Source organism: Chitinophaga fulva, assembly GCF_012927205.1.
In the GTDB taxonomy this organism is placed as follows: Bacteria; Bacteroidota; Bacteroidia; order Chitinophagales; family Chitinophagaceae; genus Chitinophaga; species Chitinophaga fulva.
In genome coordinates this window covers 3,374,012-3,389,200 of sequence record NZ_JABBGC010000001.1, presented here as the reverse complement: position 1 = coordinate 3,389,200, position 15,189 = coordinate 3,374,012, and the positions used below count along the sequence as shown (strand labels likewise).

The 15,189-nt window shown below is 48.6% G+C and carries 12 protein-coding genes; 9 read left to right on the top strand and 3 right to left on the bottom strand.

All coding sequences use genetic code 11. From position 1 onward, the window contains the following. Window positions 1–33: 33 nt before the first annotated feature. Window positions 34–1,191 (bottom strand): homogentisate 1,2-dioxygenase, encoded by a 1,158-nt coding sequence (locus HHL17_RS13810; RefSeq protein WP_169225286.1) that lies wholly within the window; start codon window positions 1,189–1,191, stop codon window positions 34–36. 476 nt (window positions 1,192–1,667) lie between these two features. On the opposite strand from HHL17_RS13810, the gene HHL17_RS13805 reads away from it, so the two are divergent. The 6 genes from HHL17_RS13805 to rpe all read left to right on the top strand — a co-directional run bounded on the left by HHL17_RS13805 (window position 1,668) and on the right by rpe (window position 9,460). Continuing rightward, the gene (locus HHL17_RS13805; RefSeq protein ID WP_169225285.1) at window positions 1,668–2,330 is read left to right on the top strand and encodes a hypothetical protein; all 663 of its coding nucleotides are present in this window, start codon (window positions 1,668–1,670) and stop codon (window positions 2,328–2,330) included. Window positions 2,331–2,938: 608 nt separating this feature from the next. Further along, window positions 2,939–5,383 carry a bifunctional aspartate kinase/homoserine dehydrogenase I gene (gene thrA, locus HHL17_RS13800; RefSeq protein WP_169225284.1) on the top strand — a complete coding sequence of 815 codons (2,445 nt, stop codon included), beginning with the start codon at window positions 2,939–2,941 and terminating at the stop codon, window positions 5,381–5,383. Window positions 5,384–5,459: 76 nt separating this feature from the next. Further along, window positions 5,460–6,386, top strand: coding sequence for a homoserine kinase (locus HHL17_RS13795; protein ID WP_169225283.1), 927 nt, complete (start codon window positions 5,460–5,462; stop codon window positions 6,384–6,386). A 20-nt stretch (window positions 6,387–6,406) separates the two neighbouring features. Then, a complete protein-coding gene (thrC, locus tag HHL17_RS13790; protein WP_169225282.1) occupies window positions 6,407–7,702 on the top strand; it encodes a threonine synthase in 1,296 nt (431 codons plus the stop codon). Window positions 7,703–7,725: 23 nt separating this feature from the next. After that, a complete protein-coding gene (locus HHL17_RS13785; protein WP_169225281.1) occupies window positions 7,726–8,733 on the top strand; it encodes a tetratricopeptide repeat protein in 1,008 nt (335 codons plus the stop codon). A 61-nt stretch (window positions 8,734–8,794) separates the two neighbouring features. Then, a complete protein-coding gene (gene rpe, locus HHL17_RS13780) occupies window positions 8,795–9,460 on the top strand; it encodes a ribulose-phosphate 3-epimerase (protein WP_262889049.1) in 666 nt (221 codons plus the stop codon). On the opposite strand, the gene HHL17_RS13775 is transcribed toward rpe, so the two are convergent. Both HHL17_RS13775 and HHL17_RS13770 read right to left on the bottom strand, forming a co-directional pair. Then, window positions 9,441–9,830, bottom strand: coding sequence for a response regulator (locus tag HHL17_RS13775; protein WP_078670933.1), 390 nt, complete (start codon window positions 9,828–9,830; stop codon window positions 9,441–9,443). The two genes, rpe and HHL17_RS13775, sit on opposite strands and share 20 nt — an antisense overlap. An 8-nt stretch (window positions 9,831–9,838) precedes the next feature. Continuing rightward, window positions 9,839–12,487: a PAS domain-containing sensor histidine kinase gene (locus HHL17_RS13770; protein ID WP_169225280.1), complete on the bottom strand. Its 2,649-nt coding sequence runs from the start codon at window positions 12,485–12,487 to the stop codon at window positions 9,839–9,841. Window positions 12,488–12,775: 288 nt separating this feature from the next. Here HHL17_RS13770 and purE point away from each other — a divergent pair, with 288 nt between their 5' ends. The 3 genes from purE to HHL17_RS13755 all read left to right on the top strand — a co-directional run bounded on the left by purE (window position 12,776) and on the right by HHL17_RS13755 (window position 15,011). Then, complete coding sequence (gene purE / locus HHL17_RS13765) at window positions 12,776–13,231, top strand: 5-(carboxyamino)imidazole ribonucleotide mutase (RefSeq protein WP_169225279.1); 456 nt, start codon at window positions 12,776–12,778, stop codon at window positions 13,229–13,231. 98 nt (window positions 13,232–13,329) lie between these two features. Continuing rightward, the gene (locus tag HHL17_RS13760) at window positions 13,330–14,289 is read left to right on the top strand and encodes a PhoH family protein (RefSeq protein ID WP_169225278.1); all 960 of its coding nucleotides are present in this window, start codon (window positions 13,330–13,332) and stop codon (window positions 14,287–14,289) included. A gap of 242 nt (window positions 14,290–14,531) precedes the next feature. Beyond that, on the top strand, window positions 14,532–15,011 hold the full coding sequence (locus tag HHL17_RS13755; RefSeq protein ID WP_169225277.1) for a DUF4878 domain-containing protein: 480 nt from the start codon (window positions 14,532–14,534) through the stop codon (window positions 15,009–15,011). Window positions 15,012–15,189: the final 178 nt, after the last annotated feature.

Sequence of the window (15,189 nt, the reverse complement as noted above, 5' to 3'; positions counted from 1 at the left end):
TTTATCTGTTGATCGTTTTGCTGATACTATATTTTATTCTGCCCAGCTCATCACATATCCGCCGTCTTCAATACCCAGCGCCACCTCGGTGATTTGCAGGGGATGGAAGGTATCCACCATTACTGCCAGCTCTTTGGTTTCTTTAGCACCAATGCTTTTCTCTACCGCTCCGGGATGCGGGCCATGCGGAATACCGGCCGGATGCAGCGTGATCATGCCACGGGTAACGTGTTTGCGGCTCATAAAGTCGCCATCCACATAATAGAGCACTTCATCACTGTCGATGTTGCTGTGATTGTAAGGCGCCGGAATAGCCTGCGGATGATAATCAAACAAACGCGGACAGAAGGAACATACTACGAAATTATTACCTTCAAAGGTTTGATGTACTGGTGGTGGCTGGTGCACTCTGCCTGTGATAGGTTCAAAATCGTGAATGGAGAAGGCGAAAGGATATTCACAACCATCCCACCCTACCACATCGAAAGGATGATGTTTATAATGAATAGGGTAAATCACGCCTTTCTTTTTTATGTTGATCAGGAAATCCCCTTCCTGGTCTATCGTTTCGAGATTTTTCGGCTGCCGGATATCGCGCTCGCAATAAGGAGCGTGCTCCAGCAGTTGCCCGTATTTGCTGAGATACCTTTTCGGGTAACGCATAGGGCTAAACGATTCCACGATAAAAAGACGATTGTTTTCCGTAGCGAAAGTAATCTGATAAATGGTCCCGCGGGGAATCACCAGATAGTCACCGTAGCCAAATTCCAGTTGGCCGTATTGTGTTTTCAGCAATCCGCTGCCTTCGTGCACAAAAATCATTTCATCCGCATCCGCATTTTTGTAGAAGTATGTCTCCATGCTTTTACGTGGCGCAGCCAATACGATATGCAGGTCACTATTTACCAGTACGGCTTTGCGGCTTTTCAGGAAATCATCTTCCGGCTGAATATTAAAACCCTGAAAGCTGCGGTGTTTCAGCATTTTTTCTTCCGCTACTTTCGGAGCAACAGAGTATGGCTCATCCACTTTCACTATTTCAGTAGGCGGATGGCAATGGTACAGCAGGCTGGAATTGGAAGAAAAACCTTCCGTAGAAAACAATTGTTCCGAATACAGTCCCCCGTCCGGTTTGCGGAACTGGGTATGTCGTTTATATGGGATTTGTCCTAGTTGATGATAATGTGGCATGACACGTATTGATTAAAAGATTGTTTTGGTGTATGTAAGTTGAATTGGTGTATGACGCTGCAAAAACTTGCTGTATTGGATATTATCACGCAGCACAATAAAGGCTGATGCTAAAAGACAAATTGCCGGTAAAACGATGTGCGCAATGCAGCAATAGCGATAGGAAAAAGCTATTACAAAGTTACGCGATATAAACAGGAAAAGCAGCCGGAAGGGGCTGTTTCGGAAGGGTTATGCCAGAGCCGAATCCATGGCGAGAGTGGCCATGAGAAAGTAGTAGTTAAGCTGACTGTTGCTTGTATATTTCAGTGAAACGGACAAGTGGCAAATAATTTAGTCAGCTAAAGTTAAGGATATTTTATTTCCTTCCAAGTAAATTATTGTTTTAGCAAAAAAATATTAGCACCCAAAACCGTACACGCCGTTTTTATGGCAATTCATAAAAAACTATCTTAGTGTTCTTTACTATATATATCATGAAATATCTATTGTTATTGTTTTTGTTGCCCTTCACTGTCCTGGCACAGACAAAAGCGCCTAACCAACTGTTGAACATCCCTAAAAGCTATAAAAAGGTGGCCGAGGCTACCGGTGACCTGGACAAGGATGGTAAGGATGAACAGGTGATGATCTATGACACGGAGCCGGACAAGGAGGATAATTTTAAAAGGATATTATATATCTGCCGGATAACAGACGGTGGATTAAGTCTGTGGAAACAAAAAGTGCTGGCTATCCTGCCCGCCCATTCCATGCCGCAGTACACGGATGTTAAGGACCTTGCAATTAACCGCAATACCATCGTGCTTAAACAGGAAGAGTATCCCGGTGGCAGGAACCTGACACAATACACCCATATCTTCCGCTTTCAGCAAAATGATTGGTACCTGATTGGCTCCAGGACCTCGCTGAACACAAACTGTTGGGGTGCACAGATTTTCGAAATTAATTTCTCTACCGGCGACGTGGTGGTTTCGGTCGTTCCTGACGGCGGCTGTGATGAAGAGAAAAGTATCCAGCCCAAGAAGAGCCGCAAGCAATACAAACATACATTTACTACCCTTCCCCTGCTGGATACATTTAAGTTCGGGGAAAATGAATTGCATATGCCGGAGTGTAAGGAGACGATTTATTATTAATCGTTCCGGTTCCAATCGACATTCGGATTCCGATTCCCCGGGCTGAAGCCCGGGGCTACGATGTTTTTCAGGTTATTTATTCAGCAGAGGTTGATCGTAAAGGTTAGCCTCTTTTTTGTTTGACCTTTTCCATTGTCACATTTCCCGTGACAAAACCCGGGCTCATTTTTCAACTATTTTTGGACATATTTGTCACAATATTGTCTTATCAAATACTTTCAGGCAATGTATATTAAAGAAATAAGCATCAACCTTTTCAAACAAAACCGCAATAAACGATATTAAAATCCACTATAAACCAAAATATTTAAACAAAATCTAACCATAACTACATTAATTAGATAATTTGAAAATATACCCACTGCACTTTTATTTACCGGTAGAATTCCAGACTTTTGTTACACAATCGTCATAATAGTGCAAGCAGTAGCTACATATCATCTCTCCTCCGCCACTCCCTCCTTCCAACGGGGGTGCCTGAGCACTATTATCACGACCACCACCATTACAACCCCAATGCGGGGTTAGTTTTCACATATCATCCAGCGACCACACCCGTGGTAACAACCGGAAACCCGGAATATCCATTCGTATAAACTTTATTCACTATGCAAGTACTTAAGTTTGGCGGTACTTCCGTTGGAAGTGCCAAAGCCATTGACCAGGTTTGTCAAATCCTCCAAAAAAATAAGCCGGCAGGCCGTTATGCCATCGTTGTATCAGCGCTGGGCGGCACTACGGACAAGCTTATACGCTGCGGACAGCTGGCCGGTGAAGGCCAGGAACAATACAAGTCCGTACTACAGGAAATAGAAAACAGGCACCTGGACACTATCCGCGAATTGTTCCCTATCACTGCGCAAAGCAGCATGATCAGCCAACTGAAGAAAAAACTCAACGCCCTCGAAAACCTGTGTGACGGCATCTTCCAGGTAGGAGAACTAAGCGCCCGCTCGCTCGACAAAATCATGAGCTACGGCGAACTGATCTCCTGCGTGATCGTTGCGGAAAAACTCAAACAACAAGGCTTCTCCGCTACCTGCAAAGACAGCCGGGAACTGATCGTTACTGACAACAACTATGGCCACGCAGCAGTTAATTTCCAGGCTACCAACCATCTTATTACAGAATACTTTGCCCAACATCCGGCTGACTATATAGTGCTGCCCGGTTTTGTGGCCGCAGCTTCCAATGGCGACACCACCACCCTCGGCCGCGGCGGCTCCGATTATACCGCCGCCATCATTGCTGCAGCGGTACACGCCGACCTGCTCGACATCTGGACAGACGTGAGTGGCATGATGACCGCCGACCCCAGGCTGGTATCCCAGGCCCTCCCCATCGCCCACATCTCCTATGAAGAAGCGATGGAACTATCGCACTTTGGCGCTAAAGTAATTTATCCACCTACCATACAACCGGTGATGGATAAACGAATTCCCATCTGGATCAAAAACACTTTCGCCCCGGACGATTACGGCACCCTGATACAAGACACTGAAGAACGCTCTTTCCCGGTGACCGGCATATCCGGCATTCAACATATATCCCTGCTCACCCTGGAAGGAAGCGGCATGGTCGGCATCCCCGGCTTCTCTAAAAGACTGTTTGAAGCGCTCTTACAGGAACGCATCAACGTTATTTTCATTACCCAGAGCTCTTCTGAACATTCTATCACGGTAGGTATACACGAAGCAGATATGCTGAAAGCCAAAACTGCCGTAGATAGTGAATTTGCACAGGAGATACACGAAAAACGCATCGATCCGCTACAGGTAGAAAAGGATCTCTGCATTGTGGCAGTAGTGGGCGACAAAATGAAAAACCACCACGGCACCAGCGGTAAACTGTTCGGCACCCTCGGCCGCAACGGCGTCAATGTACGGGCTATCGCACAAGGCTCTACGGAGAAAAACATTTCCGCAGTGATCAATAAATCCGATCTCAAAAAAGCGCTCAACCTGATACATGAAGCGTTTTTCGAAGCACCACTCAAACAGGTCAACCTGTTCGTGGCCGGCGTAGGCAATGTAGGCAGCAAGCTGCTGGAGCAGTTGCAACAGCAACAACATTACCTGCAGGAAGAACTGGGACTACAGATAAGAGTGGCCGGTATGGCCAACAGTAAAAATGCCCTGTTCAACGAATACGGCATCGGCCTCCACGACTGGAAAAACCAGCTGGCACAAGGCGACGCCATGGATTTATCCGCATTTGTGGACCGCATCAAATCCATGAACCTGCGCAACAGCGTTTTCGTAGACAATACCGCCAGCGGTGATGTTGCGGCAGTGTACCACGAGTTCCTGCAACATGGCATCTCCGTGGTGACCTGCAACAAAATAGCCTGCTCCTCAGACTATGCCTACTACAAAAAACTGAAAGACCTGGCCCGTAAATACAATGCCTCTTTCCTCTTTGAAACCAATGTAGGCGCGGGTCTGCCCGTCATCAACACCCTCAACGACCTCGTCAGGAGCGGTGACAGGGTACAAAGCATCGAGGCAGTACTTTCCGGCAGCCTCAACTTTGTATTCAATCATTTTGTGAACGGAAACAGTTTCCGTAGTGTGGTGAAAGCTGCACAGGATGAAGGTTACACCGAACCAGACCCACGCATAGACCTCAGCGGCAAAGACGTGATGCGCAAAATCCTGATACTGGCCCGCGAAAGTGGCGCCGCTATCGAAATGGATGATATCACCAATCACTCCTTCCTGCCGGAAGCCTGCCTGGATGCACCATCCGTAGCTGACTTCTACGAAACACTGGATGAACATGCCGGTCATTTTCAGCAATTGTACCACGAAGCTGCCAATGCCGGCAAAAGGCTGAAGTTTGTGGCCCGCTATGCTGATGGCCAGGCTTCTGTAGGCCTGCAATGCGTGGCGCCGGACCATCCTTTCTATAAACTGGAAGGCAAAGACAACATCGTGCTTTACACTACCAACCGGTACCAGGAGCAACCGCTGATTGTAAAAGGTGCAGGAGCCGGCGCAGACGTAACGGCTTCCGGAATTTTCGCAGACATCATCCGGTCAGCCCGTTTATGATGGCCTGTTAAATCTCTGTAACCTCGTTGTACAAGCAACACTGAATGACTAAATTAATGAACGCAATCCTTCCCATATGGAAAGTATAAAAGTATTCGCCCCCGGCACAGTTGCCAATGTAGCCTGCGGCTTCGATGTTATCGGTCTGGCTATGGACGCTCCCGGCGATGAGATGATCCTTCGCCGCACCAGTGCACCCGGCATCAGGATCAAAGCCGTGCATGGCGCCGATCTGCCCGTTGACCCGGCCAAAAACGTGGCCAGCGTGGCAGTCCAGGCATTGCTGCAGAAATATGACCACCCCGATATAGGTATTGAAATAGAGATATTCAAACATATCCATCCCGGCAGCGGCATCGGTTCCAGCGCCGCCAGCAGTGCCGGCGCCGTAGTAGCCGCCAACCACCTGCTGGGTGAACCGTTCAACAAAAAACAACTGGTACGCTTCGCCATGGAAGGAGAAAGACTGGCCTGTGGCTCTGCGCATGCCGACAACGTGGCGCCGGCCATCCTCGGCGGGTTCACGCTGGTACGCAGCTACCGCCCGCTGGACATCACCACGCTGCATACGCCCGCAGAACTATGGGTGACTGTTATCCATCCACAGATAGAAGTCAAAACTTCCGATGCCCGCGAAATACTCAAACAGAAAGTGCTGATGACAGACGCCATCCGCCAATGGGGCAATGTAGGCGCCATGGTAGCAGGCCTCTACCAGGAAGACTATGACCTGATCAGCCGTTCACTGGAAGATGTGATCGTGGAACCAGTACGGTCCATCCTCATTCCGGCCTTCCAGGAGCTGAAGCTCAAATGCAAAGAAGCCGGCGCTCTCGGTGGTGGCATCTCCGGCTCCGGGCCGTCCGTGTTCATGCTCTGCAGAGGCGAAGCTAACGCCCGTAGCGTAGCCGAGACGATGAACAACGTATATGCGCCACTGGGAGTGGACTATAAAATATATGTATCACGCATCAACACCGCCGGCGTTAAAATCATTGACTAATTTTCACCAATCCATATCGCATGCAGTATTACAGTTTACAGGACCCACAGCATAAAGCATCATTCGAAACCGCCGTTATACAGGGCATTGCACCAGACAAAGGGTTATACTTCCCGGAGCAGATCCCTTCGCTGGACCCGGAATTTATCACTCACCTGCACACCTATACGGACCAGGAGATTGGCTACGAAGTGATCCGTCCGTTTATCGGCGATGAGATACCCGAGGCCGCACTGAAAAAGATTGTGAACGATACACTGCATTTTCCTTTTCCGATACAGAAGGTCACCGGCCACACTTATGCACTGGAGCTATTCCACGGCCCTACCCTCGCCTTTAAAGATGTAGGCGCCCGTTTCATGGCTGGCTGCCTCGGTTATTTCCGCCGTAGCAGTAATCGTCCGGTAACCGTACTGGTAGCCACTTCCGGCGACACCGGCGGCGCTGTGGCCAGCGGTTTCTATAATGTTCCCGGTGTGGATGTGGTTATCCTCTACCCTTCCAAAAAAGTAAGCACCTTACAGGAAAAACAACTGACTACCCTTGGCGGCAATATCCGGGCACTGGAAGTACAGGGTACGTTCGATGATTGTCAGCGTATGGTGAAAAGCGCTTTCCTCGATGCAGATATACAGTCGCACCGGCAGCTCACCTCCGCCAACTCCATCAATGTGGCCCGCTGGCTGCCGCAGATGTTTTATTATTTCCTGGCCTACAAACAGATGAAAGCCGCTCATCCGCGGCTGGTGTTTGCTGTACCCAGCGGTAATTTTGGCAACATTTGCGCCGGTATGATGGCCGCCGCCATCGGCCTGCCGGTATCTCATTTCGTTGCTGCCACCAATATCAACGATACGGTGCCCCGTTTTATGCAAAACGGCCAATACGAACCGGGCAAAGCCGTGCCTACCCTTTCCAACGCCATGGACGTGGCCGACCCCAGCAATTTCGTACGGGTATTACAGTTATTCGGCAACAGCCTCCCGGCATTAAAAGAAAAATTCACCGCTTACGCGTACACCGACAAGGACACCGCGCGTACCATGGAACAGGTATGGAAAGAACACCACTATATGCTGGACCCTCACGGCGCCGTAGGTTACCTCGGCCTGCAACAGTTCCTGGCTGAAGCCCCTGAGCTGACCGGCGTATTCCTGGAAACAGCCCACCCGGTAAAATTTGAAGATACCGCGCCCAAAGCCGTGCGTGACGAAATTCACACACCACCCCGCGTGATGTCGCTCTATGGCAAAGAAAAAAATGCCACGTTGTTACCGGCAGATTATGACGCATTCAAAAACTGGTTAATGCGCTAAGGATTTCTTAGTTTTGGCGGCGTATGAAATATTTACCTATCCTGGTGGCCATGGCTGGCATCGTGGCCTGCAATAATGACCACAAAAAGCCCGAACAGCAGTCTGATGCAGACTCCGTGCTGTATAGCGATATTATCCGGCCGGTGACAGATTCTATTCAACATTTCCCGGACCAGGACGCGCTGTACTACCGCCGCGCATTGCTGCTGTTCAATACCAATCCCGGTTTCGCGCAAGCGGACTTCGAAAAAGCTGCCAGCCTGAAACCGGCGAACCCCGACTATTGGGCAGGTGCAGGAGAAGCCGCGCTGCTGGAGAACCACTACGACAAGGCAGAGCGCTATTTCAGCAAAGCGCTGGCTAACGCTCCCACCTATACGTATCTTCAGTATAAACTGGCCACGGCCATGCTGGAGAACAAACATACCGCGCAGGCAGACAGCCTGGCTAATGTGTTGGCCGGCACCGCCGAAGGCAGGGCCAAAGCTTTTTATCTGAAGGCCCGGATGGCAGAAGACCGTCGGGATACTACCGCCGCCGTCGAGCACCTGAAAACAGCCATCGCCGCTGCAGGACCGCATGCAGAGTATGAAGCCGTGATGGAACTGGCCGATCTGCTGCGTGCCCGCAAAACACCGGAAGCTGTCCGTTACTATACGGAAGCATGGCACCAGGACTCCCTCAATGCAGCACCGCTCTATGATGCAGGACAGGTACAGGAAGAACTGGGTGATACCAATGCCGCCATGAACACCTACCGGAAATGTATCGTGGCCGATCCCGGATTTGCACCCGCCTACATGGCACTGGGCAATATTCACAGCAGCAGGAGCCAATGGAAGGAAGCCTATAACTTCTATAACCTCGCGGCCAAAGCCGCTCCCACCGATGCGCAGGCTTACTATCAGCGGGCCAGGTGCCAGGAACAGCTGGGCAATAAAAAAGAGGCGATAGACGATTATGCCAAAGCGGCATCTTTCAGAAAAGATTTTAAAGAAGCAAAAGAGGCCATGCAACGATTGAGCCGCTAAAAGCGCCACCCGTGTTATGTCCCCCGCAATGCTTACATTTAGTATATAAAACCGATTACTATTGGAAAACGCTCCTGTAATGATAGCGCCGTCCTTGCTGGCGGCCAATTTCCTTGAACTGGGGAAAGAAGTGGAAATGGTGAACCGCAGCGAAGCTGACTGGTTTCACCTCGATGTAATGGATGGCCGTTTTGTGCCCAATATCAGCTATGGCCTGCCAGTGATCGCACAGATCAAAAAGGTAGCCCGCAAGCCCTGCGACGTACACCTGATGATAGAAGAACCAGAGAAATATGCAGCCGAATTCAAGAAAGCCGGCGCAGATATTCTTACCGTACATGCAGAAGCCTGCATACACCTGCACCGCAACATCCAACAGATTAAAAGCCTGGGCATGAAAGCCGGTGTGGCCCTCAATCCGCATACGCCGGTAGTGGTACTGGAAAACGTGATCCGCGATGTTGATGTGGTGTTGGTGATGAGTGTCAATCCGGGCTTCGGCGGACAAACATTCATTGAGCAAACCTATCAGAAAATAAGACAGGTACGGCAGCTGATCAAAGACAATAAAGCAACGGCCCTGATAGAAGTGGATGGTGGTATCAGTACAGAGAATGCCGGCCAGCTGGTGCAGGCAGGCGCTAATGTGCTGGTGGCAGGCAGCTCCATCTTTGCTTCAGCAGATCCCGAAAAAACAATCGCTACACTTAAGAGAGGTGCTCAATAATCTCTTTGGACAGGGGTTTGGTAAGGTAGCCATTTACCACCGGGTAGTGACGAACACGCTCTTTGTCTTTCTCATCAATAGAAGAAGTCAGCACGAAGATGCGGATTTGTTTGGGTAGCTGGTCATGGAAAACGCTGTATTCATCCAGGAATTCCCAGCCATCCATAATCGGCATATTGAGGTCCAGCAGAATAAGGTCGGGTAGCTCGTCCACCTTATCTGCATGCTGCCGGATATGGTCCAATACATCCTGCGCATCTGAAAACACCCTGATATTGGTGCATATCCCCTGCCGTTCTATCATGATTTTAGCAATTTGCTGGTGAATTGGGTCGTCGTCTACTATAAAAATCATATTGATCAGCTTCATAAAAGGGATTATTCCGGCCTAAATGTAATAATAAATTTGGTTCCTTGTCCCGGCCTGCTTTCCGCTTTGATACTTCCACCCATTGCTTCCACTTGTGTTTTCGTGATAAACAATCCGATACCCTTTGCATCCTTGTTACGGTGAAAGGTTTTCCGGAAGCCAAACAGCTTGTTGCCGAAACGTTCCATATCGATACCGATGCCATTGTCCTGCACCGTGAGCACGATGTAATCGTTCTCTTTCAATGTCTGTAAATGCAATTCCGGCTCCCGTTCGGGGGAACGATAGCGGATCGCATTGGTAATAAAGTTCTGCAGGATACTGTCGAGATACACCCGCGGATACTCTATTTGCGGCGCCTGGTCAAAATCATAGGTAATTTTGATGTTACTGGTTTCGATATCTACCAACAGAATATCTTTCACTTTTTGTACCCGCTCTGCAAAAAACAGTTTTTCTTTTTCCACATTCACATCTTTCCGTATCTGCACCACTTCCACCAGGTCGTTGAGCGTTTCATCGATCTTTTTGATCACCTCGTGCAGCATGCCCAGATACAGCTCTCTTTCCTGCTGGGAGGAAGCCTCATTATGCATCTGCATCAGCGCGCGCAGATTGGCGATCGGTGCACGCAGGTTATGGGAAGTAATATGGGCGAAGTCTTCCAGCTGTTTGTTCTGGTTGACCAGGTTTTTGTTAAGGTTAGACAGCTGGTCATTTGCTTTGCGCAGGTCTTTCTGCATTTTGCGGCTTTCCGTGATGTCGCGCATGAAGACCGATATACCGCCATCCTGCATGGGTGTCAGGAGGAAGTCATACCATTTGTCCGGCTTAGGGAAATAAATACCGAAAGATTGTGACTGTTGCAGCTGTATGCATTCCTGCAGACGTGCGTAGAACACGGTGCCGGACAGTTTGGGAAACACTTCGAAAATATTGCCGCCTATATCTACTTTCTGGCCGATCATTTTCTCGGCTTTCTGATTGAGGAAGTTGAGTTTGCCATCTTTCTCCATCGCCGCATACCCCATGTCTACCGTATCGAAGAAGAGGCGCATCAGTTCCGTGTTGCGGGTCAATGCTTCCCGGATGGCCGATTGTTCTGTTACATCCTGTACCACCCCGAACAGGCGTGTACGTATACCATTGTCATATCCTGGCTGACCGATACAACGAACTCTTTTTGTTTGTTGTTTGGCAGAGATGATGGTCAGCTGTGCGTCAAACGGTTTGCCGGTTTCAATACATTGTTTCACCAGTCCTTCCAGTACCGGTTGGGATTCCGGCGAGAAAAAGCTTATGGCCATCCGGTAGTTGATCGGCGTATCCGGTTCCGTGTCGTGTATTTTATGGGATTCGTAAGACCAGCGTACTTCTTCTGTATCGAGGTCCATTTCCCATCCGCCGATTTTCCCGATTTCGCCTGTTTGCAGCAGGAATTCCTGGTTTTTGACATTCTCCAGTTCCTGCACTTTCTTATCTGTGATATCATTTACCAGGGCTACCACGATCATCTCTTTGTCCACCGGTTCAATTACCGGGAATACGGTGAGGTCGAGGTACACTTCACGGCCAACGGTGGTCCAGCGTTCATCCTGACTGAAGTCAATTTTCTTTTCCACGCGTAGCGGGTTCCCTTCTTCGAGCGCCTGCAGGAACAGTTTGTCCAGTTCAAAGCGGGTGGCCAGTTCATCGTTCATTACGTTGAAGTTCCGGCGGGCCGCAGGATGCGGGGTATTAAAGAAAAATCGCTGCGTTTGATTAATGCGGCGGATAAAGCCGAAGTTATCGAACTGGATATAGCCGATGGGCAAATTTTCGATGATATTGTCGAGTAGTCTTTCGCTTTTCTGGAGGCTTATTTCCGCTACTTTTTTCTCCGTGATGTCGTCGAGGATGAGGAAGTAGTTGGCCATTCTGCTGTGCCGGTCTGTTACCGGGAAGATTGTGGCTTCGTAGTACAGTGGGAACAGGCGGGTAACGTTGCCGTAGTTCTTTTCCGCGTAGTTGAGCAGAATTTCGCGTTTCAGTGTTTTACCTGTATCGCGGGCTTCCTCAAACATGCGGGCGAGGCCATTGAGGCGATAGAACGGGTCTTGCAGCCATTTGTATTCCGGGTTATGGAGGAATGCGTGTTGCGTGCCCCATATCTGGCGTTGGCGGCTGTTCATCTCCACGCAGGTGCCGTCTGGTTCGAATTGTTGCAGGCCTACGGGGAGGTTTTCGAGTATCTGGCGGAAATATTGTTCATCTTCCATGACCCGGAGCTCGGGCAGTTTACGGTCGGTGATATCGAGGCCTACGAGGAGGCATTCCTGCAGGAGGCCATCGTTGCCCATTACCGGATAGATAGCTGATTCCAGCCACAGTTGGGTGTCCCCATGCAGCAGAAAGCAGATTTGCTCCTGTATGGATTGTCCGGTCTGTAGTTGTTGCCAGATCCGGGCCCACTGTTTTTCATCGGCGGGCAAGAGCAGTTCCCTGAAGTAGCGTCCGGTGGTTAGTTCCGGTGGTTGCTGCAAAGCGTTGGCCATTCGCGGGTTCAGGGTAGTAATGCATTCAGCGGCATCCAAGTTCACAGACAATGCGCAGGCATTGATGGCAGCTTCCAGATGCTGCAGATGCCGGTAATGCTGTTCCAGCATAACGTCCTTCATTTATAATTACTAGCGGGATTCTAAGATCGTTGTGTATTTAAGCTCAAAATAGACATTATATGACAAAAAAGCGTCATTACAATAGTAAAAGGTACAACTTCCGGTATGATTTTCCTGTTTTTTAAAACCGATTGTTTTCCGGTAGTGCTTGTTGTTCAGGGAATTATCCACCAGTTGTGGATTTTCAGTTTTCAGATTTTGTTGATTGATCAATATCTTCGCATTCAATTTCCGGCAGAGCCGGGGCTACAAATAAACTAATTTTCACATAAAATAAAACATCGATTAATGAAAGTTCTGATTATCATGGGATCCGAGAGTGACAAACCAGTAATGGAAGAATCACAAAAATATCTCCAATACTTTGGCATTGAAGGTGAAATGGTAGTAGCATCCGCACACCGTAATCCGGAAACAGTACGAGAACTGTGTATTACTGCGAAGGAAAAAGGTTTCGGCGTGGTGATCGCGGCAGCCGGTATGGCGGCGCATTTGCCTGGTGTAGTATCTGCCTTCACTTCCCTGCCGGTGTTAGGTGTACCTTTGGAAGGAGGTTTGCCTGGCGGTATCGACGCCCTGTATTCCATTGTTCAAATGCCATCGGGCGTACCGGTAGGTACTCTGGCAGTAGGTAAAGCAGGTGCGCGCAACGCTGCGGTACTGGCTGCACGTATGTTTGCGTTGACCAACGATGCCATTGCTGCGAAAGTGGAAGCGTTCAAACAAAACGGTTACAGAATTTAGTGATTGCTTAACAATACTGCTCTCCAGGTTGTCTTTAAATTCATATATTCGGAGTGAGAATTTTCGAATATTTTCCTGGACTTTAAATCATTGAATCATTGACTGAATCCATTATTAACTTAGATAGTATTAATCCCATTGAGTTTTTCGGTGTTAATAACGGAAAACTGGATTTGCTGAAGAAAAAATTCCCGCTGCTGAAGATCCTGTCCAGGGGTACCCAGTTAAAATTGAGTGGGGCGCCGGAAGAAGTGGCCACAGCGGAGGAAAAAATCAGTCAAATCGTAAAATATCTCGAGCGTAATGGTAATCTGACAGAGAATTACTTTGAGCAGATACTAGGGGATGAAGAGGGAACGGCAGTTGATCATTTCAGCGACCGTAACCCTAACGAGGTGCTGGTATTTGGTCCGAATGCCCGTACTGTGCGGGCCCGTACAGCCAACCAGAAAAAAATGGTCGCACTGGCGGACAAGAATGACATTGTATTTGCTATTGGACCGGCGGGTACGGGTAAAACCTACACGGCGGTAGCATTGGCAGTACGTGCATTAAAAAACAAAGCTGTTAAAAAAATCATTCTTACCCGTCCGGCAGTGGAAGCAGGTGAAAGCCTGGGATTCCTTCCCGGCGATCTGAAAGAAAAAATTGATCCTTATCTGCGGCCATTATATGATGCGCTGGACGATATGATCCCGGCAGAGAAGCTGAGCTATTATATGACCAACCGTGTCATAGAAATAGCACCACTGGCCTATATGCGTGGCCGTACACTGGATAATTCCTTTATTATCCTGGACGAAGCGCAGAACGCCACTGACCTGCAGATCAAAATGTTCCTGACACGTATCGGCGCCTCCGCCAAAGCCATCATCACTGGCGACCTTACCCAGATTGACCTGCCGAAGAACCAGAAATCGGGCCTTGAAAAAGCTACCCGTATCCTGCGTAATATCGATGGTATCGGGTCTGTAGAGCTGGATGAGGAAGACGTGGTGCGCCACCGCCTGGTGAAAGCCATTATCCGGGCATATGAGGCAGACAAGGAGAGAGATTAAAAAATTTACGATTTTTTGATTTGGGGATTTTTTGATTTGAATACGAAATCACTAAATCCCTAAATCGAAAATCAAAAAATATTTTAATATTAACGCTTTTTTAACGGTCTTTGCAGTAAGTTACCTGGTTTTTAAGGGGATAATTCAGTTCGGAAGCCTGTGATTCAGTATTGCGGTGATAGTACTTTGCAGATTTGAATGTTTAACCCTATTTTTGTTCTGATATAATAATTATCGACCGCATGACCAATTATCGTCGAATTCTGACACTGGCAGTGATGGGAATGATGCTGCTGAGCAGCTGTAAGAAACGGGCCACCCCTCAAGAGGTAGCGCTGGCATTTATGCACGCTATACAGGATTCGAACTTCGACCAGGCAAGAGATTATGCCACCAAAGAGTCTCAACAGGTAATACAGATTTACTCCATTTTTGACGGCCGCCGCAGCGATGCGGAAAGGGAAAAAATCCGGAAGGCCAAAATAGAAGTCGTTGGCGTAGAAGAAAACGGCAACAAAGCTTCCGTGACCATCCAGAACTCCTCCGCCAATCAGCAGGAAATCCTGCAACTGGTAAAGGAAAGTGGTCAATGGAAGATTTCACTAACATTTGAAAGTATCATACCTAACTATATTCCCCCGGCCAGTCAGGGCCTGGACTCTACTACTGTACTAACGCCGGACACCACTGCCGGCGGCATGGGAGTTCCTGCAGTTAAATGATTTTGCCTCTTTCGGCGCTTTTTTAAGTAAGAAAGGGATAATTTTTAGCTATTAACCATCAGTTGCCTTAATTTTGCCGATGCATGAATGGGCAGGGGTGATTGATTTCCAAAGGCCAACGAGGGAAACCACTGACCATATCCTCATGAAAAGTGAGGTGAATACTGTATTCACTTTT

What these genes read in the sequence shown, in the direction of transcription:
- HHL17_RS13810 (WP_169225286.1), bottom strand. Translation starts at nt 1,191, where the DNA reads ATGCCACATTATCATCAACTAGGACAAATCCCATATAAACGACATACC.
- HHL17_RS13805 (WP_169225285.1), top strand. Translation starts at nt 1,668, where the DNA reads ATGAAATATCTATTGTTATTGTTTTTGTTGCCCTTCACTGTCCTGGCA.
- thrA (WP_169225284.1), top strand. Translation starts at nt 2,939, where the DNA reads ATGCAAGTACTTAAGTTTGGCGGTACTTCCGTTGGAAGTGCCAAAGCC.
- HHL17_RS13795 (WP_169225283.1), top strand. Translation starts at nt 5,460, where the DNA reads ATGGAAAGTATAAAAGTATTCGCCCCCGGCACAGTTGCCAATGTAGCC.
- thrC (WP_169225282.1), top strand. Translation starts at nt 6,407, where the DNA reads ATGCAGTATTACAGTTTACAGGACCCACAGCATAAAGCATCATTCGAA.
- HHL17_RS13785 (WP_169225281.1), top strand. Translation starts at nt 7,726, where the DNA reads ATGAAATATTTACCTATCCTGGTGGCCATGGCTGGCATCGTGGCCTGC.
- HHL17_RS13775 (WP_078670933.1), bottom strand. Translation starts at nt 9,830, where the DNA reads ATGAAGCTGATCAATATGATTTTTATAGTAGACGACGACCCAATTCAC.
- HHL17_RS13770 (WP_169225280.1), bottom strand. Translation starts at nt 12,487, where the DNA reads ATGAAGGACGTTATGCTGGAACAGCATTACCGGCATCTGCAGCATCTG.
- purE (WP_169225279.1), top strand. Translation starts at nt 12,776, where the DNA reads ATGAAAGTTCTGATTATCATGGGATCCGAGAGTGACAAACCAGTAATG.
- HHL17_RS13755 (WP_169225277.1), top strand. Translation starts at nt 14,532, where the DNA reads ATGACCAATTATCGTCGAATTCTGACACTGGCAGTGATGGGAATGATG.